The sequence below is a fragment of the Janthinobacterium sp. GW822-FHT07A03 genome, assembly GCF_058798815.1.
Genome location: NZ_JBXAKW010000005.1, coordinates 516,009 through 540,770, shown reverse-complemented (window position 1 = coordinate 540,770; position 24,762 = coordinate 516,009). Strand labels below are relative to the sequence as shown.

The window sequence follows — 24,762 nt, the reverse complement described above, 5'->3', positions numbered from 1 at the left end:
CCGGCTGCGCGGGGGTGGAACTACGTACTCAAGCGATCAATGCGCTGCCGCCAGCTGGATCTGCGTCGACGGGTTGCCGTGGCCGGACCAGGGCGCCGACGCGGCCGCGGGCACGGCAAAACCGGCCATGGCTTGCACCAGCTGCGCCGGATCCGCTTGCCAGGCAGCGGATCCGCCCTGGCTGGCCACGCCGAATTGCTGCGCAGCACGCCAGTTCTGCGCCAGCGCCGGCGCCAGGATGGCAGCCGTGGATGCAGGCAAGGTCAGCTGGCCGGCCGGCGGCGGCGTCAGGCCCGCCATCGCCTGCACGAGGTTTTGCACATTGCCACCCAGCAAGACGCGGCCATCGGCCGTGCGGAATTCCTCGATGCGCCGCAAGGTGCTCTCGTACCAGCCGGTGACCGTGACCTTGTCGCCCGTGCCGATGGTGCTCACTTCCAGGGCCGTGCCCACCTGGCGGAACCACAGCTGCTCGGCGCTGACGCCGGCCAGGAAGGCCACCACGTCGCGGCTGCCCGCCTCGTCCGCCTCGTTGATCACGTCAACGCCGTCGCCGCGGGCGAAGACATAGGTGTCGTTGCCCAGCGCGCCGGACAGGATGTCGTCGCCCTTGCCGCCGTGCAAGGTATCGTTGCCGAGGCCGCCCACGAAGATATTCTTGAGTTCATTACCCGTCAGCACGTCATCGAACTTGCTGCCGATGACCGCATTGAAGTTGGCCACCACGTCGACGCCCGGACGCGCCGCCAAGGCAGCGCCGACCGGCGCGAAGGCCACCGTCGCGCCCGTGCCGGCATTGAGATAATTGAGCGTGTTGCCTGCGCCGGCGCCATCGAGCACGTTGCCGCCAGGGGTATCGACGAAAAACACGTTGTTGGTGTAGGCGCTGCCCGTCACTGCCAGGCCGGGGCCGCTGAGGCGCACGTACTCGACGTTGTCGGCCACCGTGTAGCTGACGCTGGTGTACACGGTGTCGGTGCCGCCGTTGCCCCGCTCCACGATGAAGTCGCCGCTGTGATTGACGTAATAGGTATCGTTGCCGCCCAGCCCTTCCATCAGGTCGGCGCCCGCCGTGCCGTTGATGACGTCGGCATTCGCCGTGCCGACAAAGGTTTGGCCCGTCGGCTGCGTGGGACCGTTGAAGTGCCAGGCCTGTGCCAGCACGGGCGCCAGGGCGGCGGCGGTGCCTGCCGGCAAGGTCAGCTGGCCCAGCGGCGGCGGCGCCAGGTTCGTCATCGCCTGCACCAGCAATTGCACGTCCGCACCACGCAGGATGTGGCCGGCAGCCGTGCGGAATTCCTCGATGTTCGGCGTGGCCGCATTCCAGCCGCGGATGGTGATCTTGTCCGTGGTGCCGATGGTGCTCACTTCCAGGTCCGTGCCCACCTGGCGGAACCACAGCTGGTCGATGTTGATGCCGGCCAGAAAGGCGATGGCATCATAATTGGCTTCCGCAGCCGTTTCGACAATGAGGTCGTTGCCGTCGCCACGGGCGAAGACATAGATATCGTCGCCCAGGCCGCCGGTCAGCAGGTCGTCGCCCTTGCCGCCTTGCAAGGTGTCGTTGCCGAGGCCGCCGGACAGGGTATTTGCCCGCTCGTTGCCGGACAGCACGTCGTCATAGGCGCTGCCTTCCACGCTACTGAAATTGACCAGCACGTCGCTGCCAGGCAGCGCGGTGGGCGTGCCGTGGATGGAGTAGAGGGTAGCCACCGCGCCCGTCTGGGAACCGGCATAGCTGGCAACATTATCCAGCCCGGCGCCCAGCAGCACGTTGCTGCCGCTGACGTCGACATGGAAGCGCTGGTCGCTGTTGCTGCCGGACACGGTCAGGCCGGCCGCGCTGATGTGCACCTCTTCGATATGCTCGGCCACCGTGTAGTTGGCGCTGACATAGACGGTATCGCGTCCGCCGCCAGCCTGTTCAACCACCACGTCGCCGCTGTGGTTGACATAATAAATGTCGTCGCCGGCCAGGCCCGCCATCACGTCGGCGCCCGCCGTGCCCTTGATGATGTCCGGGTTCGCCGTGCCGGTGAAGGTGCCATTGCTGGGCTGGTTCGGTCCTTCCGTGCGCCAGTTCTGCGCCAGCGCCGGCGCCAGAGCGGCGGCGGTCGCCGCTGGCAGGGTCAGCTGGCCGGCCGGCGGCATCGCCAGCCCTGCCATCGCCTGCACCAGCTTGTGCACGTCGCTGCCCAGCAGCACGCGGCCTTCGGCCGTGCGGAACTCCTGAATCCGCGGCGCCGCACTGGCAAACCAGGCGTTGACGGTGATCTTGTCGCCGGTGCCGATGGTGCTTACCTCCAGCGCCGTGCCCACCTGGCGGAACCACAGCTGATCGGCGTTGACGCCGGCCAGGAAGGAGACCACGTTATGGCTGCCCGCCTCTTCCCCTTCAACGATCACGTCGGCGCCGTCGCCGCGCGCAAAGATATACGTGTCGCTGCCCTGCATGCCCGCCAGCGTGTCGTCGCCCTTGCCGCCGCGTAGGACATCGTTGCCAAAACCGCCCACGAGGGCGTTTTTGAGCTCGTTGCCGGTCAAGACATCGTCGAGCTTGCTGCCGACGATGTTGGCGATATTGAGCAGCACGTCGCTGCCGGGAGGCGCGCTCGCCTGGCCGTTCGCCCCGGACAGGGTGGCCGTCACGCCCGTGGCGGAAGCGGCGTAGTTGACCGCGTTGCCCGTGCCGCCGCCATCGATCCTGTTGCCACCGGCCACATCGACGAAAAAGACGTTATTGGTGTTGGCGCCGCCCGTCACGGTCAGCCCGGCGGCAGTCAGGTACACGCTCTCCACGTTGTCGGGCAAGGTGTAATTCACGCTGGTGTACACCTTGTCGCTGCCGCCGTTGGCCAGCTCGACGATCACGTCGCCGCTGTGGTTGACGTAATACGTATCGTCGCCCGCCAGTCCCTCGAGCACGTCGGCGCCCGTGGTGCCGCTGAGCACATCGGCGTTCGCCGTGCCCACGAAACGCTGCGGGGCCGCCAGCGCAGAGCTGTTCAGGTAAGCCTCGACGGCGGAGACGTTGGTGTCAGATGCAATTTTTTCAGTCATGTTGCAGTTTCCTGTCGTTAAACTTCAAAACCAAGGGTGAATATGTCGGCGCAAGCTGACATGCAAGGCAAAAGTCCCGGCCGCATCCACTTGCAGTTCAGCGTGCACCATCAACGGTCCGGCACTTTCGGCGCATGGACGGCGCGCGCTTGAGCGCCGCCTCGCATGCACCCCCTACTGACGCGCAAGCGGACGACACACTGTTATTTGTCATGCAAATGTCACACTGCATGGTGGCAGGAAGCGCAACGGCGGGAGAAGGAAGAGAAAGAAGAAAGGCGCGCGCAGGCGCGCCCGGTGCGGCTGGCGCTTACTTGCCGGGCGCCGCGGCCTGCAAGGCGCGCAGGGTGGCCATGCGGCCGGTAAACAGGGCGAGTGCATCGTCCAGCGCCAGACCCGGCCGGCTGGCGGCAAAACCGGCCCAGGCTGGCGCGTGGCGCGCCGCCTCATTCCGGCCGTGCTGGCCATCGAGCCAGGCGATGGCGGCCATGGCTTGTTCCTGATCAAAGTACAGCTGCGGCTGGCGCAGGTAATGCTCGAGATAGCGGTGCAGGTAGTCGCGGCTGGCGGGCGTGTCGAAAACGGCCAGCGCCAGGCAATAGGCGCTGCCCGCGTAGCAGACCTCGCTGGCCAGCAGCAGGCCGCCCAGCTGGTCCGTGAAGGCGCCCTGCCCGGTCAATGCGGCCAGGTAGGCGCCCGCCGTGCGGCTGCGCCAGTCGAATTGCCCCAGCAGGCGGGCGATGAGGGCGGCGTCGGCCTGCGCCAGCCGCGCCGCGCACTCCTGCGCCTGGGGCTGGTGCAAGCCCATGTACAGGGGCCGCACCCAGTCGTCGCGCAGGGCCGCCGTCAGCGCTTCCTGCGGCGGCAGCGGCGCGATGCCGAACGGGTGGGCGTGGCGCACGATGGCGCCGGCCACGTGGCGCCGCAGGGCGGCGTTGTCATCGCTCAAGGCCAGCCTCCAAAAGTACGCTCCTGTAACTGTTCCACCAGGAAATCGATGAACACGCGCAGGCGCGGCGGCAGGTGCTGGCTGGCCGGCCACAGCAGCCAGAATGCCGTGCGCGCCTGCGTATGCGCGTCCAGCAGCGAGACCAGCTGCCCCGCCGCCAGCTCGCGCTGCACGGCAAAGGCCGGCAGGTAGGCGATGCCTTGCCCCTGCACGGCCAGGAAGACGCGCATTTCCACGCTGTTGCAGACCATGCCCGGTGCCGGCTGGGCAGACTCGTCCATCAGCGGCCACTGTTCCAGGCGGCCCGTGGCGGGAAAACGGTAGTGCAGGCGCTGGTGCCGCAGCAGTTCGGCGCCGTCGGCGGGCCGGCCATGGCGCGCCAGGTAGGCGGGCGAGGCCACCAGCAGGCGGCGGAACGTGCACAGTTTGCGCCGCATCAAGCCGGAATCGGCCAGTTCGCCCGTGCGCACGGCCGCGTCAAAGCCGTCGCTGACGATGTTGACCATGGCGTCGGAGAAATCGAGGTCGAGGTCGATGGCGGGATACGCTTGCATGAAGGCGGCGATGGCCGGCTCGAACAGGCCGCTGTAGCGTGGCAGGCTGATGCGCAGGCGGCCGCTCGGCGCGCCGCCCGATTCGCCCAGCTCGCGCTCGGCCGCTGCCACCTCGGCCAGGATGCGCTTGCAGCGCTGCAGGAATTTTTCTCCTTCGGCCGTCAGCGCCAGGTGCCGCGTGCTGCGCTGGAACAGCCGCGCGCCGAGCCGCGCTTCCATGCGCGCCACGCTCTTGCCCACGGCCGACGATGACAGGCCCAGCAGCCGGCCCGTGGCCGAAAAGCTGCCGCTGTCGGCCACCTGCACAAACATGGCGATGCCGCCCAGGCTATCCATACGATTTTCCATTGAAGACATTCTTGTCCGATATGTTCGGCAGTTTAGCCCATTTTTCTTCAATGGCGGGCGCGCCATACTCGTCCCTCTTTCTTTCATATCCGACACCGATGCCCTTTTCTTCCCGCCTTTCTCTCCCGCTGCAAGTGCTGGCCGCCTGCCTGACGGGCTTGCTCATTCCCCTGTGCTTCACGGGTCCGGCCGTGGCCCTGCCCGCCCTCGGCGCCGAACTGCACGGCAGCGCCGCCGCCCTGAACTGGGTCGTCAACGCATACATCCTCAGCTACGGCAGCGCCATGATGGTGGCGGGCAGCCTGACGGACGTGCTGGGACGGCGCCGCGTCTGGCTGGCGGGGCTGGTGCTGTTTTGCGCCGCGACCGTGGCCATCGCCGGTGCGCCCTCGGTGGCGTGGATTGCCGCGCTGCGCTTCGTGCAGGGCCTGGGCGGCGCGGCCGCGTTCGCCGCCGCCATGTCCTCGCTGGCGCCATTGTTCCACGGCGCGGCGCGCAGCCGCGTGATGAGCGTGCTGGGCACGACCTTCGGCCTGGGCCTGGCCTTCGGTCCGCTGGCGGCGGGCGCCATGCTGGCGCTGGCCCGCTGGCCCGCCATCTTTTACGCCACCGCCGCGCTGGGCGCCATCGGCATGCTGCTGGTCCGGGGCAGCGTGCCGGCCGATCCGCCGCGCGGCAAGGGCCGGCTGGACTGGCCCGGCGCCATCAGCTTCAGCGCCGCGCTGGGCCTGCTGACCCTGGGCATGCTGCTGGCGCCCGAACACGGCTGGCACAGCGGGGGCGTGCTGCTGTCCGTCGCCGCGTCCGTGCTGCTGTTTTTCATTTTTATCAGGCTCGAACGCAGCACGGCGCAGCCCATGCTGGATTTAACGCTGTTCCGCCAGCGCCGCTTTGTCGCCGTGCAAGTGCTGGCCGCCGCGCCCGCCTTCCTGTTCATCGTGCTCATCGTCATGCTGCCGGGGCGCTTCATCGGCATCGACGGCATGTCCGCGCTGGCGGCGGGCCGTTTGATGGTGGCCCTGGCCGCGCCGCTGCTGCTCGTGCCCATGCTGGCGGCGCTGCTGTCGCGCCGGGTCGAGGTGGGCACCGTGTGCGCGGCGGGACTGCTGTTGGCCGCGGCGGGCCTGGCCTGGCTGGCGCAGGTGCTGGGCCATGGCAGCGGCGCCGCCCTGGCCGGCCCCCTGCTGCTGGTCGGCGCGGGCATCGGCTTGCCGTGGGGCTTGATGGATGGCATGGCCTTGAGCGTGGTGGAAACAGAGCGGGCCGGCATGGCGACAGGCATCTTCAATACCGTGCGCATCAGCGCCGACGGCGTGGCACTGGCTATGGCGGGCGCCCTGCTGGCCGGTCTGATCGCGGCGGCGCTGGCGCGGCAGCTGCCCGCCGATCTACCGCTATTGGCGGCCGCCAGCCGCGCCGCGCTCGGTGATATGCATCAGGCAACACAATTACTGGGCGGCCAGGAAGCGCTGCTGCGCGCCAGCTACGACGCCGCCTTCCGCCAGTTGCTGCACGGCCTGGCGGGGCTGGCCGTGGCGCTGGCCGCGCTGGTGCCGTATTTGCTCAGGAAGAAAGGAACTTAACGACGTCTAGGCGTCGAGGCCGTAGAACACCGCGACAAGGATGGCGATGTTGTTGCAGGCGCGGGCAAACGCCGTTGTCGCGTAGGCAACAGCCACACCGGGGGGCCGGTAGCGCAGGTAGACAAAGCTGAACATGGCGCCCGAACCCAGCGCGACAATGGCGTGCAGCAAGCCGCCGCTGATGTAATGCACGATGGCCCACAGGATGGCGCCGATAAAAATGCTCAGCTGGCGGCTGGCGCCTAGGCGCTTGAGGATTTCCAGCGGCAGCAGCTGGCCGAGAAACGTTTCCAGGATGGGAGAATAGATGACGACCCAGAACACCAGCAGCGGCAGCGACATTTCCCGCTTGAACTTGGCCAGGCCCGTGTGCGCGCCCCAGTATTCGGGCGGCAGCAGCCATTTGGTGAGGAACAGGATGGCAAAGCACAGCATGCAGGTGAGCAAGCCCCAGCCGAGCCCGGCAAGGGCCTGATGCAGCACGGGCGGCGCCGGTTTGTCGTCGTCCGGGCTGGAGAGATCGTGGCTGCTGCGCACTTGCATGAGTCGTCCTGGCGGTGATCCAGCGCTCATTGTAGCGCGGAATACGACTATTGGCGCATGGCTGCCGGCGCGCCGTGCTGCCGTGCCGTCGGCGTCAGGCCGCCAGGCGCAAAGGGCCGTTCGCCGGCGGGGCCAGTTTGAAAATGCCCACTTCCTGCTCCAGCTGCGCCGCCTGCTGCTGCAATTCGTGCGCGGCGGCCGCCGCCTGCTCGACCAGGGCCGCATTTTGCTGGGTCACGCGGTCCATGTCGACGATGGCGCGGTTGACTTGCTCGATGCCGGCGCCCTGCTCCTGCGTGGCGTGGCTGATCTCGGCCATGATGCCCGTCACCCTGCCGATGCCGGCCACCACGTCATGCATGGTGGCGCCCGCCTGCTCGACGAGCACCGTGCCCGTGCCCACCTTGCTGACGGAATCGTCGATCAGGGCCTTGATTTCGCGCGCGGCGGCGCTCGAGCGCTGCGCCAGGTTGCGCACTTCCGTCGCCACCACGGCGAAACCGCGGCCCTGCTCGCCCGCGCGCGCCGCCTCGACGGCCGCGTTCAGGGCGAGGATGTTCGTCTGGAAGGCGATGCTGTCGATCACGCCGATGATGTCGACGATCTTGTTCGACGAGGCATTGATCAGGCTCATGGTATGCACCACTTCGGCCACGGCCTTGCCGCCCTGCTCCGACACCTTCGACGCTTCGCGCGCCAGGCGGTTCGCCTGCTGGGCGTTGTCCGCATTCTGGCGCACGGTGGAAATCAGCTCTTCCATCGACGAGGCCACCTCTTCCAGCGAACCGGCCTGCTGCTCCGTGCGCTGCGACAAATCGCGGTTGCCCGAGGCGATCTCGGTCGAGGCCGTGGCGATGCTTTCCGTTCCGTGGCGCACCTTGCCGACGATGGCGGCCAGGTTGTCGCGCATGGTCTTGATGGCGAACAATAAACTGCTGTCGTCGCCGTGGCGCGTATGCACGTCGATGGCCAGTTCGCCCAGCGCGATGCGCCCGGCGATCGTGGCCGCATACGCCGGTTCGCCGCCCAGCTGGCGCAGCAGGCCCCGCGTGATGACGGTGGCGACCGCAATACAAATGAGCACGCTGAGCGCGGCCAGCACGCCGATCCAGCGCAGCGACTGGCCGTAGATGGCGCGCGCGGCCACGCTGGCCTGCTCCGATTCGCGCTGCACGCTTTTCAGGACGGCATCGATGTCGGCGACGATCTGGCGCCGCAGGGGGCTGCATTCCTCGACGAGGAAGGTGCCGTACTGCTCCATCTGTCCCGTGGCGCGGAACTGGCGCGGACGCTGCAATTCCTGCGCCATGGCTTTGAGGCCCGTGCTGACTTTCTCGAATTGCGCATCGCCGGCGAACTGCGGCGCCAGCTTCGCCAGCGCTTCCAGGTACAGCGCTTTCTGCGTGTCGAGGATGGCCAGCTCTTTTTCGGCGGCGGCCTGGTCATGGAAGATATACGCGTTGCGGGCGGCCAGGCCCGTCTGGTCGAGCGCTTCGCGCGCCACGTACAGCGGTTCGAGTTTTTCCAGCTGCACTTTTTCTTGCGCGTCCATGGCGCCGGAGATGGCGCCGATGCGCAGCAGCGCGAAGGCGGCCAGCACCAGCATCAGCAGGACCAGCAGCCCGAAGCCTGCGCTCAGGCGCGCGCCTATCGTCAAACGATTGAATGACATCATTGTTGTTATTGCCCTGTATAAAGTTGATTGTTGCCGGTTACGTCAAGTAATCCACTGGAAGTTACTTGGAACCAGCGATCTGCTCGCCGTCGTGTTGCCTTTCCCGCATGGCGCAGGATGGGTATCTAACTGGCGTTTTTTGGGCAGTCAGCTTTTAATTTCGGGCAATGTAGGGGCGCAGAGGGAACCCTGCGCCATACAACAGCACACTGAATTATAAGCGAACAGCGTTATGGATGATTCCACGCGCTCGCTTTTAATGCCTTGATGCAAGTCAAGAGCCGCCGCGTCAGCCCGCGCCAGGGGCGTCGATGACGGCCATGGTGATGCGCGAGATGCAGCACAGTTTGCCGTCATCGTCGCTGATGCGGATTTCCCAGACCTGGCTGGTGCGGCCCCGGTGGATGGGCGTGGCGCGCCCCGTCACGTGGCCGCCGCGCACGCCGCGCACGTGGTTGGCGTTGATTTCCTGGCCCACGCTCACCTGCCGGCGGCTGTCCAGGCAGGCATTCGCGGCCATGCTGCCCAGGGTTTCGGCCAGCAGGACGGACGCGCCTCCATGCAGCAGTTTAAAAGGCTGCATGGTGCGGTGGTCGACGGGCATGGTCGCCTCGATCCAGTCGGGGCCGAAGGCCGAGAATTCGATGCCCAGGTGGCGCATGGCCGTGCCCTCGCTGGCGGCGTTGAGGGTGGCCAGGTCGAGCGGTGCATGCCAGATTTCCATTGTTACCCCTTCAGTGATGAAATAAAGCCATTGTAGGACAGAGCGCCCGCGCGCGCCGCTTCATCTTTCCTTCACCGTGGCACGGGGTGGCGGGGGCATTAACTGGTTATAATTGCCCCATTCTTTCAAAACGAGGTTGTGTATGAAGTGGGCCTTGCTGGGCATTTTTGTGTTTTCTGTTTTACATATTCATTTTCGGGGCAAGGTGCGCCTGCCGTTTCGCCGCCAGATCTTCGATCACTCCTCGTTCATGGCGCCGCTGAACCTGTTCATGCACACCTTTTCCAAGGTGCCGGCCACGCCCTATCTGTCCGTCGAGCAATTCCCGGAACTGGCGCCGCTGCAGCAGAACTGGCAAATCATCCGCGATGAAGCGCTGCGCATGCAGGAAATGAAAAAGATCAAGGCGGCCGAGAAGAACAATGACGTGGGCTTCAATTCCTTCTTCAAGTATGGCTGGAAGCGTTTCTACCTGAAATGGTATGACGCCAACCACCCGTCGGCGCAGCAGATGTGCCCGCAAACCTATGCGCTGCTGCAATCGATTCCCTCGATCAAGGCGGCCATGTTCGCGGAACTGCCGCAAGGCGGCAAGCTCAACCCGCACCGCGACCCGTTTGCCGGCTCCCTGCGCTACCACCTGGGCTTGCAGACGCCGAACGACGACCGCTGCTTCATCGACGTCGATGGCGAACGCCACAGCTGGCGCGACGGCCAGGCCGTGATGTTCGACGAAACGTATATCCACTGGGCCCGCAACGATGCCGACAGCGACCGCATCATCCTGTTCTGCGACATCGAACGCCCGATGCGCTACCGCTGGGCGCAAGGCTTGAACCGCTGGCTGGGCCGCACCCTGATGACGGCCGCCGCCTCGCCCAACGAGCTGGGCGACCAGGTGGGCGGCGTGAGCAAGCTGTTCCAGATTTCCTGGACCATGGGCCAGTACCGCCGCCGCTTCAAGGCGTGGAACAAGACGGCCTACCAGGTCACCCGCGTGGCGCTGGTGGTCGGCATCATCGCGCTGATCTATTTTATTTAAGCGTCTTGCCTGCACCGCATTGGAAAACCGCCTTCGGGCGGTTTTTTTTATAATGCGATGCCACCGACCCGGAGAATGTTGAAAAATGACCGAACGCGACCGCCAGTACGATATCCAGATCGGCGACGACGCCTGGATCGAATTCATCGATCTTGACGGCCGCTACGACCAGGCGATCGACATCGATGCCTTGCTGGGAGAACTGTGGCCGCTGATCTGCCGGCTGGAAACGCATTGCGTGGCCGGCTGCTGCGGCATGGATGCCTACGATTTTACACGCGCAGCCATCGATACGGCCTTGCTGGAACTGGATCGCGCGCAGCTGCATGCCGCCTGCGCGCAGGCCAGGGCGGCCGTGACGGCGGTGGCCGGCGATGTCTTGACGAGCGCCACGATGAATCACTTTGCGGATAAACGCGTGTTCTTGCAATTGCTCGAGCATCTCGACACCTGCATCGCCGCACAGGATCGCGCGGGGGCTTGACCTTGCCAAGGCGGGAAGGTCCAAGGTGGCGGTATTGAAGGATAACCGAGGAGAATCCCGCATGCCAAAAATCACCGTCCTGCCCCATCCCGAGCTGGCCCCCGACGGCGCCGTGTTCGACGCGCCCGAGAAGATGAGCATCTGCGATGCCTTGCTGCTTAACAAGATTGATATGGAACATGCCTGCGGCCAGGTGGGCGCCTGTTCCACCTGCCACGTGGTCGTGGTGCAGGGTTTCGACTCGCTCAATGCACTGGGCGACAATGAAGAAGACATGCTCGACCAGGCCTGGGGCTTGCAGCCCCACTCGCGCCTGTCCTGCCAGGCGCGCCTGGCCCAGGAAGACCTGACGGTGGAGCTGCCCCGATACACGCTCAACCACGCCAAGGAATAGTCCCCGGCGCGGTTGCCCAACTTGCCCAACTTGCCCTACGGGTTTACCACGTGATTTACCACATGATCACGCGCTGCTCGGGCGGCAGGTACATCGGGTCGCCCGGCTTGATGCCGAACGCTTCATAGAAGCCGGGCTGGTTCTTGACCGTGCCCTTGGCGCGGAATTCGCCCGGCGAATGAGGGTCGCTCTTGATCTGCGCGATCGCCGCTTCCGGACGCAGTTTCGCGCGCCATTTCTGCGCAAAGCCGATGTACAGGCGCTGTTCGCCCGTCAAGCCGTCGATGACGGGCGACGGCTTGCCGCCCAGCGAACGCTGGTAAGCCTTGTAGGTGATCGACAGGCCGGAATTGTCGCCGATGTTCTCGCCCAGGGTCAGCTCGCCATTGATGTGGTAGCCCGGCACGGGGCTGTAGGCGCCGTACTGCTTGACGAGCCCGGCGGCCAGCGCCTTGAAGGCCGTGCGGTCTTGCGCCGTCCACCAGTTGCGCAGGCGGCCCTTGGCATCGTATTGGCTACCGGAATCGTCGAAGGCATGGCTGATCTCATGGCCGAAGGTGATGCCCAGCAAGCCGTAATTGACGGCATCTTCCGCTTTCACGTTGAAGAATGGCGGCTGCAGGATGGCGGCCGGGATCGTGATGGCGTTCAGCGCCGGGCTGTAGCTGGCGTTGACGGTTTGCGGCGTCATCGACCATTCGTCGCGGTCGACCGGCTTGCCCAGCTTGGCCAGGTTCTGCTGGCGGCTCCACACGCGCGAGGCGCGCACGTTGGCGATCAGGTCGTTCGGCTGCATCTGCATGCTGCTGTAGTCGCGCCAGGTATCGGGATACGCGATCTTCGGCTTCAGGGCGGCCAGCTTGAGCTGGGCTTCCTTCTTGGTTTCCGGGCCCATCCAGTCGAGCTGCTCGATGCCATCCTTGAACGAGGCGACGAAATTGTCGAACATGGCCATCACGCGGGGCTTGGTTTCCGGCGGCAGATACATTTCCACGTAGCGCTTGCCGACGGCATCGCTGATGGCGTTATCCGTGAAGCGCAGCGCCAGCTGCCACTGCGGTTCGCTTTGCGGCACGCCGCGCAGCACCGTGCCGTCGAAGGCGAAACGCTCCTTGACGGTGGCGCTGTCCAGGTAGGAAGCATAGCTTTCGATGATGCGCCAGTTCAGGTAGCTCTTCCACGATGCCAGCGGCACGGCGGCCACGGCCTCGGAAAAACCGCTGAGGAAGCTGGGCTGGCGTACCACGGCCGAGGTTTCCTTTTTCGCCAGACCGGCGGCGGCAAAGTAGGCTTTCCAGTCGAAGGCGGGCGCCAGTGCCGCGAACTTGTCGAAATCGACGCGGTTGTACGATTTGACGGGGTCGCGCATCTGCACGCGCGTCCACTGCACGGCCGCCAGGCGCGTTTCGATGTCGAGGATCTGCGCCGCGTGTTCGGCAGCGGCCTTGTCGCCGCTCATGGCCAGCATGGTCTCGATGTGTTTCAGGTATTTGGCGCGCACGGCTTGCAGCTTGGCGTCGTCATCCTTCAGGTAGTAATCGCGGTCAGGCAAGCCCAGGCCGGACTGGCTGATGTTGACCGTGTAGCGCTCGGGGTCTTGCGCATCGGGCGCCACATAGGCGGAAAACGGCGTCTGGATGCCATTGCCTTGCAAATAAGCAAACAGCGCCGGCAAGTCCTTCTTGTCCTTGATGGCGGCGACGCGGGCCAGCTCGGCCTTCAGGGGCTTGAAGCCGGCCGCATCGCGCGCCTTGTCGTTCATGAAGCTCGTGTACAGGTCGGCGATCTTGTGCGCCTCGCTGCCGGGCTTGCCCGGGTTCTTGACGGTGGCATCGATCAGGCCGCGCAGCTGGCCTTGCGCGATTTCGCGCAATTCGATATACGTGCCCCAGACGGATTTGTCGGCCGGGATTTCCGTATTGCGGGTCCACACGCCGTTGACGTAGCCGTAGAAATCATCCCTGGGGCTGACCGCGGGGTCCAGGGTTTTCAGGTCGATGCCGGAGACGGGCGCGGCAGCATTGGCGGCTTGGGCGTACAGCGATGGCGAAGATAGGGCGAGCAAGGCGCAGCAGGCGGCGCTGATGAGTGAACGTTTCACGAAGATTCCTTTAATTGTTTTAACTTCATGTTGGGGAACATGCTGTGTCCAGGCATGGGAGGCAGGATTATAGTCCGCCTGCTTGCGGAGAAACAATGTCCGTTGAGCAATTCCAGTGATCAGCGGCTCAGGAGATCAAACAGGTCTGCGCCTTGCCTGGCACCCTGATGCTTCAGCATGTCCGCAAGCGAACCGGGCGTTGCGGGCGCATCTCCGGCCGCGTGGTTGAAATAGTTAAAATCGAGCTTGATTTTATCTTGCAGGTCGCTGGCATAATTGCCTGGGTATTGCGCCTGTTCCAGCTGCGGCAGTTCATTGAAATGCGCCAGCGCCGACTTGAAGAAGTTGGTCATCTTGCCGGTAGTATTGTATTCCTGCATGGCTTGCGCCACGACCTGGCTGCGCCAGGCTTGCTCTTCATCATAGGCCTGCGTAAAGGCGGCGCGCCGCTCGTTGACGGTAAATGTCCCGCTGTCGTCGTGCGTGATGGTGGCCAATTGCTCACGCGATAGCCCGGCAAACGGATTGGGACCCCTGTCATCGATAAACGCGGTCGCCGCGGCGGCCGACCTGGCCGATGCCGCGTCATTCGGTTGCGGCAACTGCCGTGCGGCTGCCGCCTTGTGTCCGGCGTCCAGCGGATAGAGAATACTGCTGATATTGTCATTCACCCATGCACCCAGCGCCGAATGATCGCGTCCCTCGATGGCGGCGCCGGTGGCTGTCGCGGCCGTCGACAGGCGTCCAGCCAGGGTCGAGATCACGACCTCGTCCGCCACGGCGCCGACGCCGGCTGGTGCTTGCGGGGCTGGTGCATTGTCCGGCGACAAGGTCTTCCTGCCTTCGGCGGCAGACAGTTGCCCAGGCTGGATGCCTGCCGTGCTTATAGTGACCATCGCCCGCTCCAAGATAAGTAAATGTTACTATAGCACAACAAATATCCAAGCCAGATCGAGGGAATCAGCGCGCTTCCTCTCTCCGGCAGCGATGCCGGCACTGCGCCACATTATTCAGCCAGCTATTTCATGGAGCCGCCCGATGCAGGAATTCCGATTCAATATCTTCGGCACCTTGATTGCCATCCGGGGCAACCCGGGCGCCTGGCGCGCCTTCTATCTGGGGACGGAAGGCAAGCGCCGGCCCGCCGATTTTATCGTCCCCGACGATATCAGCGCCGATGCGCTGTGCGACTACCTGGCGGACCTGTTCCATGAAGAAGCGACGCCGCGCAATAACACGGCCACGCCTGTCACTGTGCCCGCGTTCCGGGCCTAGCCTACTTCACCGGCTCGAACGTCACCGTCAAGCCATTGCCCGTGGTCCTGAGCTGCGTCGGCACGAATTGCACGCCTGCATAGCGCAGCTCGTCGGGCTTGAACGTGTAGATCGGCGTTTCATGCATGAGCTGGTCGGCCACCAGGCTGGCCACCTTGGCGAACTGGCGCTGCTGCGACTCGTCCATGCCGTCGATGCTCACCTTGTCCACGCTCGCTTCGCTCAGGTACACGGCGTTGCGCTGCGCGTCGAGCACGAGGCGGCCCGACATGGCCAGGCTGCCGCGCCAGGTCTGGCGGATGAACGGCGGCATCACGCTGGCGTCCACGCTCAAGGCCACCCGTTCGCGCTCGGGCTGCAAGGACAGTTGCGGATGCGTCAGCTTGACGTCCAGCACGGACAGCACGCGCTTGTCGATGGGAAAGCGGCGCTCCAGGCCTTGCTGCATCTTGCTGAGCGACACATTCACGTCGCGCGGGCCGATCAGGGTGGAACACGCGGCCAGCACGCTGCAGGCAAAGGCGGCGATGGCGGCGGTTTTCAGCAAGGGGCGGATGGTGCTCACGTTCATGGATAGTCTCGGTGGAAAGATGGCGCCATCTTACACATGCGGCCGCTTTCACGCAAAAACCGGCGCCCACCTTGCAGCGGGCGCCGGTTTTCTCATGTTGGCCCGCTTAGCGGACGAACAGGGCGATCAGTATGACGATGGGCAGTGGAATGCCCAACAGCAGCAAGAGGATGGAACGCATGGCAGACTCCTTGATTTAACTAATAGGTAGGGATTCAGATGGTGACGTGGCGCAGCACGCGCTCATGGTCGCGCTGGCGGCCGCCGAACGTTGCCGCCAGGCTGGCCACGAAAGCGCCGAGCAGCAAGGCGACGAACATCCACAATGCCGTGTGGGCACCGGCCTTGCGGGCCGTTTCCGCCGCTTGCCGGGCAGCCGCCTTGGCATCGGCGGCAGCCTTGGCGGCGCGGCCGTAGACGGCGTCGACGCGCGCTTCCGCTTCCGCTTGCGTCAAGCCCGTGCGGCTGGCCACGACCTGGCCCAGGTAGGCGCGGTCATCGGCGGCCAGGCTGCCCGTGGACAGGCTGGTGGCGAAGATCTTGCCGATTTCCACGCGCTGGTCGGCCAGCGTCACGCCGGGGTTCGCCATCGCCGGCGTGCCGGTGGCGGCAGCGGGCGCGGGTGCGGCGCGCAGCAGCATGTCCGAGAAATAATCGAGCGGATTGGCGCTGCCGCCGCCCTCGCCCGCCTTGGCGCCAACAGCCCCGGCGCCCGCTGCCGCTGCGCCCGCCCCTACGGCCGGGCCAACCGCCGCCGCCGCCCCGCTGCCCGCATCGATGGCGCCGCTCAGGACCGCGCGCGTGCCGCCGGCCAGCACGGCCACGGTGATCAGGGTAGCCATGGCCCAGGCCAGCAAGCCGTGCGCCGTATCGCGGAAATGCACCTCATCCGTGTGAATGGAACTCCATTTCACGCGCAAACGGCCCGCCATGTAGCCGCCGATGCCGGCGGCGGCCAGCTGCATGAAGGCCAGCCAGGCGATGCTCGACACGCCGATGGCCGTGGCGTTGAACGACCACGGCGACACGGACGACAGGCCCAGGCCCACGCCGAGGATCAGCAGGATGAAGGACAAGGCGGCCGCCGCGGCAGCGCCCGCCAGCACGGCGCCCCAGGAGACGCCCGGGTTGTTCAGGTCCGATACGGACAATTGTGTAGCTTGCATGAAATACTCCCTTGGTTGTTGATTTTTTATGCAGTTCAGGCGGCAACGCCCGTCAGCTGTTCCTTGCGCGCGGCCATTTCCCGGCCCAGCGCATCGAGGTCGACGCCCGTATGGCGCACCATGGGAAACATGTCGCCCTCTTCTTCCTTGACGTGGTGTTCGATCTGCTCGGACAGGACCTTGACCTTGGCGTCGTACAGGTCGTCGGCCGGGTCCATCGCGGCAATTTGCGCGATCAGTTCCTTGGCGCTCGCGTGCTCGACGAGGGCTTCATCCATCAGGTCGCCGTCGTGGATGGGACGGCGCACGGCTGGATAGAAGATTTCTTCTTCCAGCTGCGTGTGCACGGTCAGTTCCTGGCAAATCTGGTCGGCCAACTTTTTCTTGGTGGCAAACGAGCGGTCGCTCAAGCCTTCATATTGGGCAAACAGGGCTTTGACGGCCTTATGGTCCTGCATTAATAAACTGATCGCATTCATGGCGCCTCCTCGTTGTTGATGAGGCTAGGATGCGCCACGGCGGCGCCAGCGTATGTGCGTCGCCTTACACAATCTTGATATTTGATACACATCAGTATCCGCACGCTACTTGATGCCGTGGTGGTTCATCAGGTCGTACAGGGTGGGCCGGCTCACGCCCAGCAGTTCGGCCGCCCTGGCGATATTGCCGTCGGCCCGCGCCAGCGCACGCACCATCACCTTGTATTCGGCCCCTTCGCGGGCCTGGCGCAGGTTCAGCGGTTCATCCTGGGGCGCCGCCTGGGCGCTGGCGGGCAAGCCCAGGTCGTCGGCGGCGATCTGCGGCCCGTCGCTCATGATGACGGCCCGCTTGATGCAGTTTTCCACTTCGCGCACATTGCCGGGCCAGCCATAGCTTTCGATCAGCTGCAGCGCGCCCGCGCTGAAGTGCAGGCTGCCGCGCCCTTCGCTGGCGCAGAACTTGTTCTTGAAATGATGGGCCAGCAAGGCCGCATCGCCGGCCCGCTCGCGCAGGGGCGGAATGCGCAGCACGATTTCGCTAAGGCGGTAAAACAGGTCTTCGCGGAAACGTCCCTGCTCCGCCAGCACCTTTACATCCTGGTGCGTGGCGCAGACGATGCGCACGTCGATGGCGATCTCGGCCCGTCCGCCCACCCGTTCGATGATTCGCTCCTGCAGGAAGCGCAGCAGTTTCGCCTGCAGCGCCATCGGCATGTCGCCGATTTCATCAAGGAAGAAGGTGCCGCCGTGGGCCAGTTCGATCTTGCCCAGGGTTTGCCGCGCCGCGCCCGTAAACGCCCCCCGCTCATAGCCGAACAGCTCGCTTTCCAGCAGGTTTTCGGGGATGGCCGCGCAATTGATGGCAACGAAGCGCTGCGCATGGCGGCTCGACAGCGCATGCAAGCCCCGCGCGATCAGTTCCTTGCCGCTGCCCGAATCGCCCAGCAGCATCACGCTGGCCGACGAAGGCGCCACCTTTTCCACGCTGCGGCACAATTTGAGCATGCCGGGATCGCGGCTGACGATGCCGGCCAGGGGCGAATCGGCCTGCGTCTGCAGCATGCGGCGGTTTTCCTGCTGCATCGCGTGCAAGTAAAACGCGCGGGCGATGACCAGGCCCAGCATGTCGGCCTCGAACGGTTTCTGGTGGAAATCGTAGGCGCCCAGCGCGATGGCTTTCAAGGCATGCGCGCGCTCCTGGTTGCCCGACAGGATGATGACTTTCGTGTCCGGCGCCAGCGCAAGGATTTGTTGCAGGGTGGCCAGGCCTTCCGTGGCGCCGTCCGGGTCGGGCGGCAAGCCCAGGTCCATCGTCACGACGGCCGGCTGGTGGCGCCGCACCAGCGCCAGCGCCGCCTCGCGCTCGCCCGCCAGCAACACCTCGTAGCCGTCGAAACTCCAGTGCAGCTGCTTTTGCAGGCCGGGATCGTCTTCGATGACCAGCAGTTTCTGTTTGCCCATGGCACTCCTTTGCTAGGCCGCGTGCAGCGGCAGGATCACGCGGAACGTCGTGCCCACCTGCGGTTCGCTGCGCACTTCCAGGCTGCCGCCCACCTCGCGCAGGTATTCGCGGCTTTCGAACACGCCGATGCCCATGCCCGCCGTCTTGGTCGTGTCAAACGGCTTGAACAGGCGCTCGCGGATGAACTGTTCGCTCATGCCCTGCCCCGTATCGTCAAGCTCGACCACGGCCGTGTGCTGTTCGCGCCGCAACCGCACGGCCACCTTGCCGTCGCTGGCCGTGGCCTCGATGGCGTTCTGGATCAAGTGGCCCAGCACCCGTTCCAGCCGCGCGCGGTTGGCCAGCACCGTCAGCTCGCCGTCGACGATTTCCAGCCGGGGCGCGGGCGCCAGGCTGGCCTTGGCGGCCACGGCCTGGCGCAGCAAGCCGTCGAGCAGCAGCGGCGCCGGCGCTTCCGGCGCCTCGCCGCGCGCCAGCTTCTGCAGCAGGGTCTTCATTTTCTGCACGGAATGGTCCAAGGTGCCCAGCATGTCTTCCTGGAAAGCGGGATTGGCGCGGTGCTTTTCCGCATTGCTGAGTAACAGCGACAATTGAAACACCAGGTTTTTCAGGTCGTGCACGATGAACGTGGACATGCGGTTGAACGAATCGAACTGGCGCGCCACCGTCAGGGTATCGAGCGATTCGCGGTGCGCCAGGTAGCTGGCGGCCTGGCTGCCGGCAATCTTCAGCACATCGAGGATTTCCCAGTTCAGGCCGATGTGCGTGCGGGGCCGCGCCAGCGCCACGAAGGCGAACAGCTGGCCATGCAGCATCAGCGGCACCAGCAGCCACACGTCGGGCAGCGCCAGCAGCGCGGGCGGCAACAGCAGGCCGCCGTACTGGCGCGGATCGCGCTGGCAGTCGGGCACGTCGATCACCCACAATCTTGCCTCCAGGAACTGGCACAGGCTGCCGGACGCCGGCTCGCTCCACGTGCTCGGTGGCCAGTTCCAGCTGGCGGCCGGGGCAAACAGGCCCTGTTCGCGCAGTATCCACAGCGCGCCGGCGCGGCTTTCCACCAGCTGCGCCATGGCCTGTATCGTGCGTTCGCCCAGGGCCGGGCCGTTTTCCGACAGCGCGCGCGTAAACCGCAGCCATTCCTCGCGGTAGTCGAAGATGGCATTGTAAAAATGTTTATTGATAGTCACCTTGAGCTTGGCGCGCAGGCTGCCGGAAAACAGCACGCCCGCCAGCAGCAGGGCCGCGCCGCCCAGGTAAGCCATCTGCATCAAGGAACCCCAGGTACCGCCGAAATAGCGCAAATAATAGGCGCTGGCCGCCATGGCCAGCAGGTAGATGGCCGAGCCCAGCAAGGCGGCCGAGCGGTACAGCATCTGGCGCGAGACGGACAAGCCCAGCGCCCAGCCCGGATTGCGCGCCGCCGAGACGGCCAGCAGCGGCGCGCACAGGGCGTCGACGATGCCGCGCGCGGCCCAGATGTCATCGTTGACCGCGCGAAACAGCAAGGCGTCGCTGTACAGATAGAAATCGTAGGCAAACAGACCGCCCACGCCCAGGCATGCAAACTTGATGCCCCAGCGTTTCAAGGGCGGCGTGTTGCGGTACCACTGTTCCACCAGCAACATGCCCAGCACGGCCAGCAGCAAACGGCTGACGCTGGCGATGATGCGCGCCGGCAAAGGCAGCGCCAGCCACGACGAGGCCAGCGCGGACAGCCCGGGCGCCAGGGCCGTGAGGACGATGCCGGCCAGCACCAGGCGCAAGCGGGGCCGCGACGGTTCGATCAGCAGCAGCAAAAACACCAACCAGGCCAGGGTGCGCAGCAATTCCAGCGCATCGCCGGCCAGCGAAATGCGCTGCCCCAGCAGCACCAGCACCACCGTGCCCGTGGCCCAGCCGCCCGTCGCCAGGCAAGCGACCAGCAAGGCGCGCACATTCTGCCGCGCACGCCAGTTGCTGATCAGCAGCAGCGCCAGCACGAAAAAGGCCAGTGACGCCAGGCCATGGCTGAGAGCCGCCGCATCGGCCGCCGCCAGCCAGGCCGACTGTTCCCGCATCATCGGCTGCCCTTGCCAAACAGCACCACCTGCACCGTGTCGAGCAGGATCAGCAAGTCGAGGAACAGGCTATTGTTTTTCACATAATACAAATCGTATTGCAGCTTCTTGACGGCGTCGTCGACGGAGGCGCCATACTGGTAGCGCACCTGCGCCAGGCCCGTGATGCCGGGCTTGATATTGTGACGAATGTTGTAGTACGGCACCTGCTCCTTCAGCTGCTCGACAAAATACGCGCGCTCGGGACGGGGGCCGACAAAACTCATCTCGCCGCGAAACACATTGAGCATCTGCGGCAATTCGTCGATGCGCAGCTTGCGGATCAGCTTGCCCACGCGCGTGATGCGTGCATCGTTGTCCAGTGCCCAGATGGGCTTGCCGTCGCGCTCCGCATCGCAGCGCATGCTGCGAAATTTCAGCACATTGAAGGGCAAGCCGTCGCGCCCCACCCGCTCCTGCTGGTAAAACACGGGGCCGCCGTCTTCCAGGCGGATGCACAGGGCCGTCGCCAGCATCACGGGCAGCGCGGCCAGGCAGATGACGCTGCTGGCAGCCAGGTCGAACAGGCGCTTCGAGGCGGCGCGGAAAAAACTCTGGTCGAAGCCGCCGCCATAGATCAGATAGCTCGGTTGCAAGGAATCGATGCGGATCTGGCATGCTTCGCGCTCGAAGAACGTGGCCGCGTCGATGACTTTCACGCCGCCGAGCGCGCATTCCAGTAGTTGCTTGGCAGGAAACGCGCCATTGCGCCGGTCGCTGACGGACACGACGATCTCATGCGCGGCATGGCGCTGGGCCGTGGCCAGCAGCGAGGGTCCGGCCGGCAGCAAGGCCGAGGCGGGAACGCAGCATTGCTCTCCAGCCACATCGACGCAGCCGACGACGGTAAACTGGTGGAAACCGATCTTGCTGGCCGCCAAATCCATGCATTCGCGCGCCAGCGCCCCGCCGCCCACCAGGATCAGCCGGCCTTCCATCAGCGCCGATTGCGAGGATTTGAACACCACCAGGCGCGCCAGCAGCACGCCGATGGCACCCAGGCCGAAGATCATCGCGCTGCCGCGCCCGAATTGCAGCGCAGGAATGAAGCGTATCAGGACGCTGAGTACGGCAAAACCCAGCGCGAACGACGGAAGGATGCGCAACAAGGTGTTGCGGATGTCTTCGCGCGAGCGGTGCTGGTACATGCCCAGCGCGCTCATGCTCAGGACGATGACCAGCGCAAAGATGGCGGACGACAGGTAGATCTCGCCCACGCGCAGCACGCGGCTGCCGTCCGCCAGCCACAGCAAGGATGTCAGGGTGGCCGACAGCAGCAGGATCAGGATTTCCAGCAACAGCAAGATAAACGCTGTTTTCGAGACATAATGGCTGAAGATGCGGATCACGGTTCCTCCTGCGGCAAAAAGCACCAGGCCGCGCACAGGGCGGCCTGCTGCTGTCTTGCCATGATGGCGAACTGTTCCGCGAAGACATTGATGCGCCACAAGCTACGGCCCCGGCTATCTTTCGCTTGCAGAATTTATCTCAACACATTACCGAATGTGGGGAAATGGCATATAGTATGCTTCCCCTAAAAAAAGATAAATGTCATGAAATTTGATGTAGCGATTGTCGGCAGTGGCCTGGCGGGTTTATCGGTTGCACTGCATTTAGCTGAGACGCGCACCGTCGCGATCATTTCCAAACGCGCGCTGCTCGATGGCGCCAGCAACTGGGCGCAGGGCGGGATCGCGGCCGTGCTGGACTCGGGCGACAGCCACCAGCAGCACATCGAAGACACCCTGATCGCGGGCGGCGGCCTGTGCGACGAGAGCGCCACGCGCTACATCGTCGAGCACGGCCGCGAAGCGATCGAATGGCTGATCGAGCAAGGCGTGCCGTTTACGCGCGACGCCTCGGCCGAGCTGGGTTTCCACCTGACCCGCGAAGGCGGCCACAGCCAGCGCCGCATCATCCACGCGGCCGACGCCACCGGGCACGCCGTGCAAGTGACCCTGGAAGAAAAGGTGCGCGCCCACCCGAACATCAGCCTGTTCGAACACCATTGCGCCATCGACCTGATCACCTCCGACAAGCTGGGCATGAAGCCGGCCCAGCGCAACGCCCAGCCCCATTGCCACGGCCTGTACGTGCAGGATGAGCAAACGGGCAAGGTGCACACCTTTGCCGCCGAGCACACCGTGCTGGCCACAGGCGGCGCCGGCAAGGTGTATTTATATACAACGAATCCCGACACGGCCAGCGGCGACGGCATCGCCATGGCCTGGCGCGCCGGCTGCCGCGTGTCGAACATGGAATTCATCCAGTTCCACCCCACGTGCCTGTACCACCCGTACGCGAAATCGTTCCTGATCACCGAAGCCATCCGTGGCGAAGGCGGCTTGCTGAAACTGCCGCCCGAAGCGGGCGCGGCAGCAGGCACGCGCTTCATGCTGGCCCACGACGAGCGGGCCGAACTGGCGCCGCGCGACGTGGTGGCGCGCGCCATCGACTTCGAGATCAAGAAACGGGGCCTCGACTACGTGCACCTCGATATCAGCCACAAGCCGGCCGAATTCCTCATCGAACACTTCCCGACGATTTACGCGCGCTGCCTGGAACTGGGCATCGACATCACCAAGCAGCCGATTCCCATCGTGCCGGCTGCCCACTACACCTGCGGCGGCGTCGTGACGGATTTGTCCGGCCGCGCCGACTTGCCGGGCCTGTACGCCGTGGGCGAAACGGCCTGCACGGGCCTGCATGGCGCGAACCGCCTGGCGAGCAATTCCTTGCTGGAATGCATCGTCATCGGCCGCGCCTGCGCGCAGGATATCGAAAGCAAGGAAAAGCTGGGCACGCCCTACCTGCCCGACTGGGATGAAAGCCGCGTCACGGATGCGGATGAGGAAGTGGTGATTTCCCACAACTGGGACGAGCTGCGCCGCTTCATGTGGAATTACGTGGGCATCGTGCGCACGACCAAGCGCCTGGAGCGGGCCCAGCACCGCATTGCGCTCTTGAAGGAAGAAATCGACGAGTACTACCGCAACTTCCGCATCACGCACGACTTATTGGAATTGCGCAACCTCGTCGACGTGGCCTCGATGATCGTCAACAGCGCCCTGTCCCGCCGCGAAAGCCGCGGCCTGCACTTCAGCCGAGACTATCCGGAAACGTTACCCAAGGCCATCGCCAGCGTGCTGACGCCGCCGCATCGGTAAACCGCCAGGCCCTTCCATCATGGAACCCATGCCAGGTCCGGGGTCGTACCCTGAGGGTACGACCCCAGTCTGCGTCTTGGGGGAACGCCATTTGCCAGAGGTCCCCCAGCTGCAGGCATCGCGCAATCACCAAGACTGAATGCAAATGTTGAATAAGAGACTTTTTGATGCGATTGCATCCGCGGTGGACCTGGATGACCCTGCAGAACAATCTTTAGCGCAGCGCTTCATGATTGAGGCTATCGGCAGAGTGACTGCCCAATTGCCAGCGGTTGCCAGGTCAGCGGCAGCGGTGGTGTATCGATACATGACCGGTGCGGCGACGGCTGAGGAAGTCATCGCCGAGCGTGTACGTCTCTGGCGAGCAATTGAAGGACGAGACCAATCGGACGAGCCGGACGTTTTGAAAATAAGAACGGCCATATGCGTCTTGCATCCCATGGATAGTGGCGCTTCTGCCGAAACATTGGAGTATTTTTTTGAGTTTTGGCGGCAAGCAGGCTTGCCGCAGTCTGAACTTGAGGCCGCTGCTCGGAACAGGTATGCAATTTGAGGTGGCTTCAAGCGGCCAGAAGCAGTCGTTCATCTCATGGGACGACAATGTCGCTAGTTGGATGGTGGTGGCGCTATTCATTTCGCGCAACATTGCGGCCTGGCTCCACGCTGTGCCTACCAGTAGCGCCCTTGTGGCAGTGAACTGATCCATGGGTGTTATTGTTATCGGTCTTCTTGACCCCAAACATCCGCCCTCGGCCGAAAACCTGTCCTGGGCCAGTATCGATGATGCACTATGGCGTGTGTTTGGCGCCATTTTCGATGAGGTATTGAGTTCCAACCATGAAATATTGTCCAGCATAACAAGCGGAGAATTCATCACCCAGGAGGTGTATTCCTTTCAATTGCTAGGCGCCGAAGACTTTCTGATCGCCATCACCAGCCTGCGGGAATTCTTTGCTGATTTTACGCAGGAAGAAACTCCGCGTGATATCGCAGCCTGGGTTTGGAGAGCAGATATTGAACCGTTGCTGATCCCAGATTACCGCTATGCCCGTTTGATCGCAGGCCGATAAAAGACCTGACCGGCCC

At 64.5% G+C, this 24,762-nt stretch carries 22 protein-coding genes; 8 read left to right on the top strand and 14 right to left on the bottom strand.

Annotated elements, in window-relative coordinates:
• Window positions 1-36: 36 nt before the first annotated feature.
• The 3 genes from AC1RJW_RS17245 to AC1RJW_RS17235 form a co-directional block, all read right to left on the bottom strand.
• Complete coding sequence (locus AC1RJW_RS17245; protein ID WP_493046017.1) at window positions 37-3,060, bottom strand: calcium-binding protein; 3,024 nt, start codon at window positions 3,058-3,060, stop codon at window positions 37-39.
• 310 nt (window positions 3,061-3,370) lie between these two features.
• On the bottom strand, window positions 3,371-4,009 hold the full coding sequence (locus tag AC1RJW_RS17240) for a DUF6000 family protein (RefSeq protein WP_493046016.1): 639 nt from the start codon (window positions 4,007-4,009) through the stop codon (window positions 3,371-3,373).
• Window positions 4,006-4,899, bottom strand: coding sequence for a LysR family transcriptional regulator (locus AC1RJW_RS17235; protein WP_493046015.1), 894 nt, complete (start codon window positions 4,897-4,899; stop codon window positions 4,006-4,008). The genes AC1RJW_RS17240 and AC1RJW_RS17235 overlap by 4 nt, the downstream gene beginning before the upstream one ends.
• A 110-nt stretch (window positions 4,900-5,009) precedes the next feature.
• On the opposite strand from AC1RJW_RS17235, the gene AC1RJW_RS17230 reads away from it, so the two are divergent.
• Window positions 5,010-6,494: an MFS transporter gene (locus AC1RJW_RS17230; RefSeq protein ID WP_493046013.1), complete on the top strand. Its 1,485-nt coding sequence runs from the start codon at window positions 5,010-5,012 to the stop codon at window positions 6,492-6,494.
• A gap of 6 nt (window positions 6,495-6,500) precedes the next feature.
• On the opposite strand, the gene AC1RJW_RS17225 is transcribed toward AC1RJW_RS17230, so the two are convergent.
• The 3 genes from AC1RJW_RS17225 to AC1RJW_RS17215 form a co-directional block, all read right to left on the bottom strand.
• The gene (locus AC1RJW_RS17225; protein WP_493046012.1) at window positions 6,501-7,037 is read right to left on the bottom strand and encodes a hypothetical protein; all 537 of its coding nucleotides are present in this window, start codon (window positions 7,035-7,037) and stop codon (window positions 6,501-6,503) included.
• A gap of 94 nt (window positions 7,038-7,131) precedes the next feature.
• The gene (locus tag AC1RJW_RS17220; protein WP_493046010.1) at window positions 7,132-8,712 is read right to left on the bottom strand and encodes a methyl-accepting chemotaxis protein; all 1,581 of its coding nucleotides are present in this window, start codon (window positions 8,710-8,712) and stop codon (window positions 7,132-7,134) included.
• A 289-nt stretch (window positions 8,713-9,001) separates the two neighbouring features.
• Window positions 9,002-9,436: a hotdog fold thioesterase gene (locus AC1RJW_RS17215; protein ID WP_493046009.1), complete on the bottom strand. Its 435-nt coding sequence runs from the start codon at window positions 9,434-9,436 to the stop codon at window positions 9,002-9,004.
• A 142-nt stretch (window positions 9,437-9,578) separates the two neighbouring features.
• On the opposite strand from AC1RJW_RS17215, the gene lpxO reads away from it, so the two are divergent.
• The 3 genes from lpxO (at window position 9,579) to fdx (ending at window position 11,356) form a co-directional block, all read left to right on the top strand.
• The gene (gene lpxO, locus AC1RJW_RS17210; protein ID WP_046685160.1) at window positions 9,579-10,478 is read left to right on the top strand and encodes a lipid A hydroxylase LpxO; all 900 of its coding nucleotides are present in this window, start codon (window positions 9,579-9,581) and stop codon (window positions 10,476-10,478) included.
• An 85-nt stretch (window positions 10,479-10,563) separates the two neighbouring features.
• Window positions 10,564-10,962: a DUF6331 family protein gene (locus AC1RJW_RS17205; protein WP_493046008.1), complete on the top strand. Its 399-nt coding sequence runs from the start codon at window positions 10,564-10,566 to the stop codon at window positions 10,960-10,962.
• A 61-nt stretch (window positions 10,963-11,023) separates the two neighbouring features.
• Window positions 11,024-11,356, top strand: a complete 333-nt coding sequence (gene fdx, locus AC1RJW_RS17200; protein WP_493046007.1) for an ISC system 2Fe-2S type ferredoxin — start codon at window positions 11,024-11,026, stop codon at window positions 11,354-11,356.
• A gap of 55 nt (window positions 11,357-11,411) precedes the next feature.
• Here the strand turns inward: fdx and AC1RJW_RS17195 are convergent, their stop codons facing one another.
• Window positions 11,412-13,457 carry a M13 family metallopeptidase gene (locus AC1RJW_RS17195; RefSeq protein ID WP_493046006.1) on the bottom strand — a complete coding sequence of 682 codons (2,046 nt, stop codon included), beginning with the start codon at window positions 13,455-13,457 and terminating at the stop codon, window positions 11,412-11,414.
• A gap of 119 nt (window positions 13,458-13,576) precedes the next feature.
• Complete coding sequence (locus AC1RJW_RS17190) at window positions 13,577-14,353, bottom strand: hypothetical protein (RefSeq protein ID WP_493046005.1); 777 nt, start codon at window positions 14,351-14,353, stop codon at window positions 13,577-13,579.
• Window positions 14,354-14,495: 142 nt separating this feature from the next.
• Between AC1RJW_RS17190 and AC1RJW_RS17185 the strand changes: the two genes are divergently transcribed.
• The gene (locus tag AC1RJW_RS17185) at window positions 14,496-14,732 is read left to right on the top strand and encodes a DUF7661 family protein (protein ID WP_493046004.1); all 237 of its coding nucleotides are present in this window, start codon (window positions 14,496-14,498) and stop codon (window positions 14,730-14,732) included.
• A gap of 1 nt (window position 14,733) precedes the next feature.
• Here AC1RJW_RS17185 and AC1RJW_RS17180 read toward each other — a convergent pair whose 3' ends face one another.
• From AC1RJW_RS17180 to AC1RJW_RS17155, 6 genes are all read right to left on the bottom strand, one after another.
• Window positions 14,734-15,303, bottom strand: coding sequence for a DUF1439 domain-containing protein (locus tag AC1RJW_RS17180; RefSeq protein ID WP_493046003.1), 570 nt, complete (start codon window positions 15,301-15,303; stop codon window positions 14,734-14,736).
• Window positions 15,304-15,518: 215 nt separating this feature from the next.
• The gene (locus AC1RJW_RS17175) at window positions 15,519-16,469 is read right to left on the bottom strand and encodes a hypothetical protein (RefSeq protein ID WP_493046002.1); all 951 of its coding nucleotides are present in this window, start codon (window positions 16,467-16,469) and stop codon (window positions 15,519-15,521) included.
• 35 nt (window positions 16,470-16,504) lie between these two features.
• Entirely contained in the window at window positions 16,505-16,948 is a 444-nt protein-coding gene (locus AC1RJW_RS17170) for a hemerythrin domain-containing protein (RefSeq protein WP_493046001.1), read from the bottom strand.
• Between the two features lie 105 nt (window positions 16,949-17,053).
• Complete coding sequence (gene prsR, locus AC1RJW_RS17165) at window positions 17,054-18,409, bottom strand: PEP-CTERM-box response regulator transcription factor (RefSeq protein WP_493046000.1); 1,356 nt, start codon at window positions 18,407-18,409, stop codon at window positions 17,054-17,056.
• Between the two features lie 12 nt (window positions 18,410-18,421).
• The gene (gene prsK / locus AC1RJW_RS17160; protein WP_493045999.1) at window positions 18,422-20,473 is read right to left on the bottom strand and encodes an XrtA/PEP-CTERM system histidine kinase PrsK; all 2,052 of its coding nucleotides are present in this window, start codon (window positions 20,471-20,473) and stop codon (window positions 18,422-18,424) included.
• The gene (locus tag AC1RJW_RS17155) at window positions 20,470-21,858 is read right to left on the bottom strand and encodes a TIGR03013 family XrtA/PEP-CTERM system glycosyltransferase (protein ID WP_493045998.1); all 1,389 of its coding nucleotides are present in this window, start codon (window positions 21,856-21,858) and stop codon (window positions 20,470-20,472) included. The genes prsK and AC1RJW_RS17155 overlap by 4 nt, the downstream gene beginning before the upstream one ends.
• 204 nt (window positions 21,859-22,062) lie before the next feature.
• Here AC1RJW_RS17155 and nadB point away from each other — a divergent pair, with 204 nt between their 5' ends.
• The 3 genes from nadB to AC1RJW_RS17140 all read left to right on the top strand — a co-directional run bounded on the left by nadB (window position 22,063) and on the right by AC1RJW_RS17140 (window position 24,746).
• Entirely contained in the window at window positions 22,063-23,676 is a 1,614-nt protein-coding gene (gene nadB / locus AC1RJW_RS17150; protein WP_230538106.1) for an L-aspartate oxidase, read from the top strand.
• A gap of 139 nt (window positions 23,677-23,815) precedes the next feature.
• Complete coding sequence (locus tag AC1RJW_RS17145; protein ID WP_493045997.1) at window positions 23,816-24,229, top strand: hypothetical protein; 414 nt, start codon at window positions 23,816-23,818, stop codon at window positions 24,227-24,229.
• A 151-nt stretch (window positions 24,230-24,380) separates the two neighbouring features.
• The gene (locus AC1RJW_RS17140; protein ID WP_070218695.1) at window positions 24,381-24,746 is read left to right on the top strand and encodes a hypothetical protein; all 366 of its coding nucleotides are present in this window, start codon (window positions 24,381-24,383) and stop codon (window positions 24,744-24,746) included.
• The last annotated feature ends 16 nt before the right edge of the window (window positions 24,747-24,762 follow it).

Coding starts and splice junctions, on each gene's coding strand:
- AC1RJW_RS17245 (WP_493046017.1), bottom strand. CDS start 3,060: ATGACTGAAAAAATTGCATCTGACACCAACGTCTCCGCCGTCGAGGCT.
- prsK (WP_493045999.1), bottom strand. CDS start 20,473: ATGATGCGGGAACAGTCGGCCTGGCTGGCGGCGGCCGATGCGGCGGCT.
- AC1RJW_RS17185 (WP_493046004.1), top strand. CDS start 14,496: ATGCAGGAATTCCGATTCAATATCTTCGGCACCTTGATTGCCATCCGG.
- AC1RJW_RS17170 (WP_493046001.1), bottom strand. CDS start 16,948: ATGAATGCGATCAGTTTATTAATGCAGGACCATAAGGCCGTCAAAGCC.
- AC1RJW_RS17180 (WP_493046003.1), bottom strand. CDS start 15,303: ATGAACGTGAGCACCATCCGCCCCTTGCTGAAAACCGCCGCCATCGCC.
- AC1RJW_RS17230 (WP_493046013.1), top strand. CDS start 5,010: ATGCCCTTTTCTTCCCGCCTTTCTCTCCCGCTGCAAGTGCTGGCCGCC.
- AC1RJW_RS17215 (WP_493046009.1), bottom strand. CDS start 9,436: ATGGAAATCTGGCATGCACCGCTCGACCTGGCCACCCTCAACGCCGCC.
- AC1RJW_RS17145 (WP_493045997.1), top strand. CDS start 23,816: ATGCAAATGTTGAATAAGAGACTTTTTGATGCGATTGCATCCGCGGTG.
- AC1RJW_RS17225 (WP_493046012.1), bottom strand. CDS start 7,037: ATGCAAGTGCGCAGCAGCCACGATCTCTCCAGCCCGGACGACGACAAA.
- nadB (WP_230538106.1), top strand. CDS start 22,063: ATGAAATTTGATGTAGCGATTGTCGGCAGTGGCCTGGCGGGTTTATCG.
- AC1RJW_RS17235 (WP_493046015.1), bottom strand. CDS start 4,899: ATGGATAGCCTGGGCGGCATCGCCATGTTTGTGCAGGTGGCCGACAGC.
- fdx (WP_493046007.1), top strand. CDS start 11,024: ATGCCAAAAATCACCGTCCTGCCCCATCCCGAGCTGGCCCCCGACGGC.
- AC1RJW_RS17175 (WP_493046002.1), bottom strand. CDS start 16,469: ATGCAAGCTACACAATTGTCCGTATCGGACCTGAACAACCCGGGCGTC.
- prsR (WP_493046000.1), bottom strand. CDS start 18,409: ATGGGCAAACAGAAACTGCTGGTCATCGAAGACGATCCCGGCCTGCAA.
- lpxO (WP_046685160.1), top strand. CDS start 9,579: ATGAAGTGGGCCTTGCTGGGCATTTTTGTGTTTTCTGTTTTACATATT.
- AC1RJW_RS17205 (WP_493046008.1), top strand. CDS start 10,564: ATGACCGAACGCGACCGCCAGTACGATATCCAGATCGGCGACGACGCC.
- AC1RJW_RS17190 (WP_493046005.1), bottom strand. CDS start 14,353: ATGGTCACTATAAGCACGGCAGGCATCCAGCCTGGGCAACTGTCTGCC.
- AC1RJW_RS17220 (WP_493046010.1), bottom strand. CDS start 8,712: ATGATGTCATTCAATCGTTTGACGATAGGCGCGCGCCTGAGCGCAGGC.
- AC1RJW_RS17140 (WP_070218695.1), top strand. CDS start 24,381: ATGGGTGTTATTGTTATCGGTCTTCTTGACCCCAAACATCCGCCCTCG.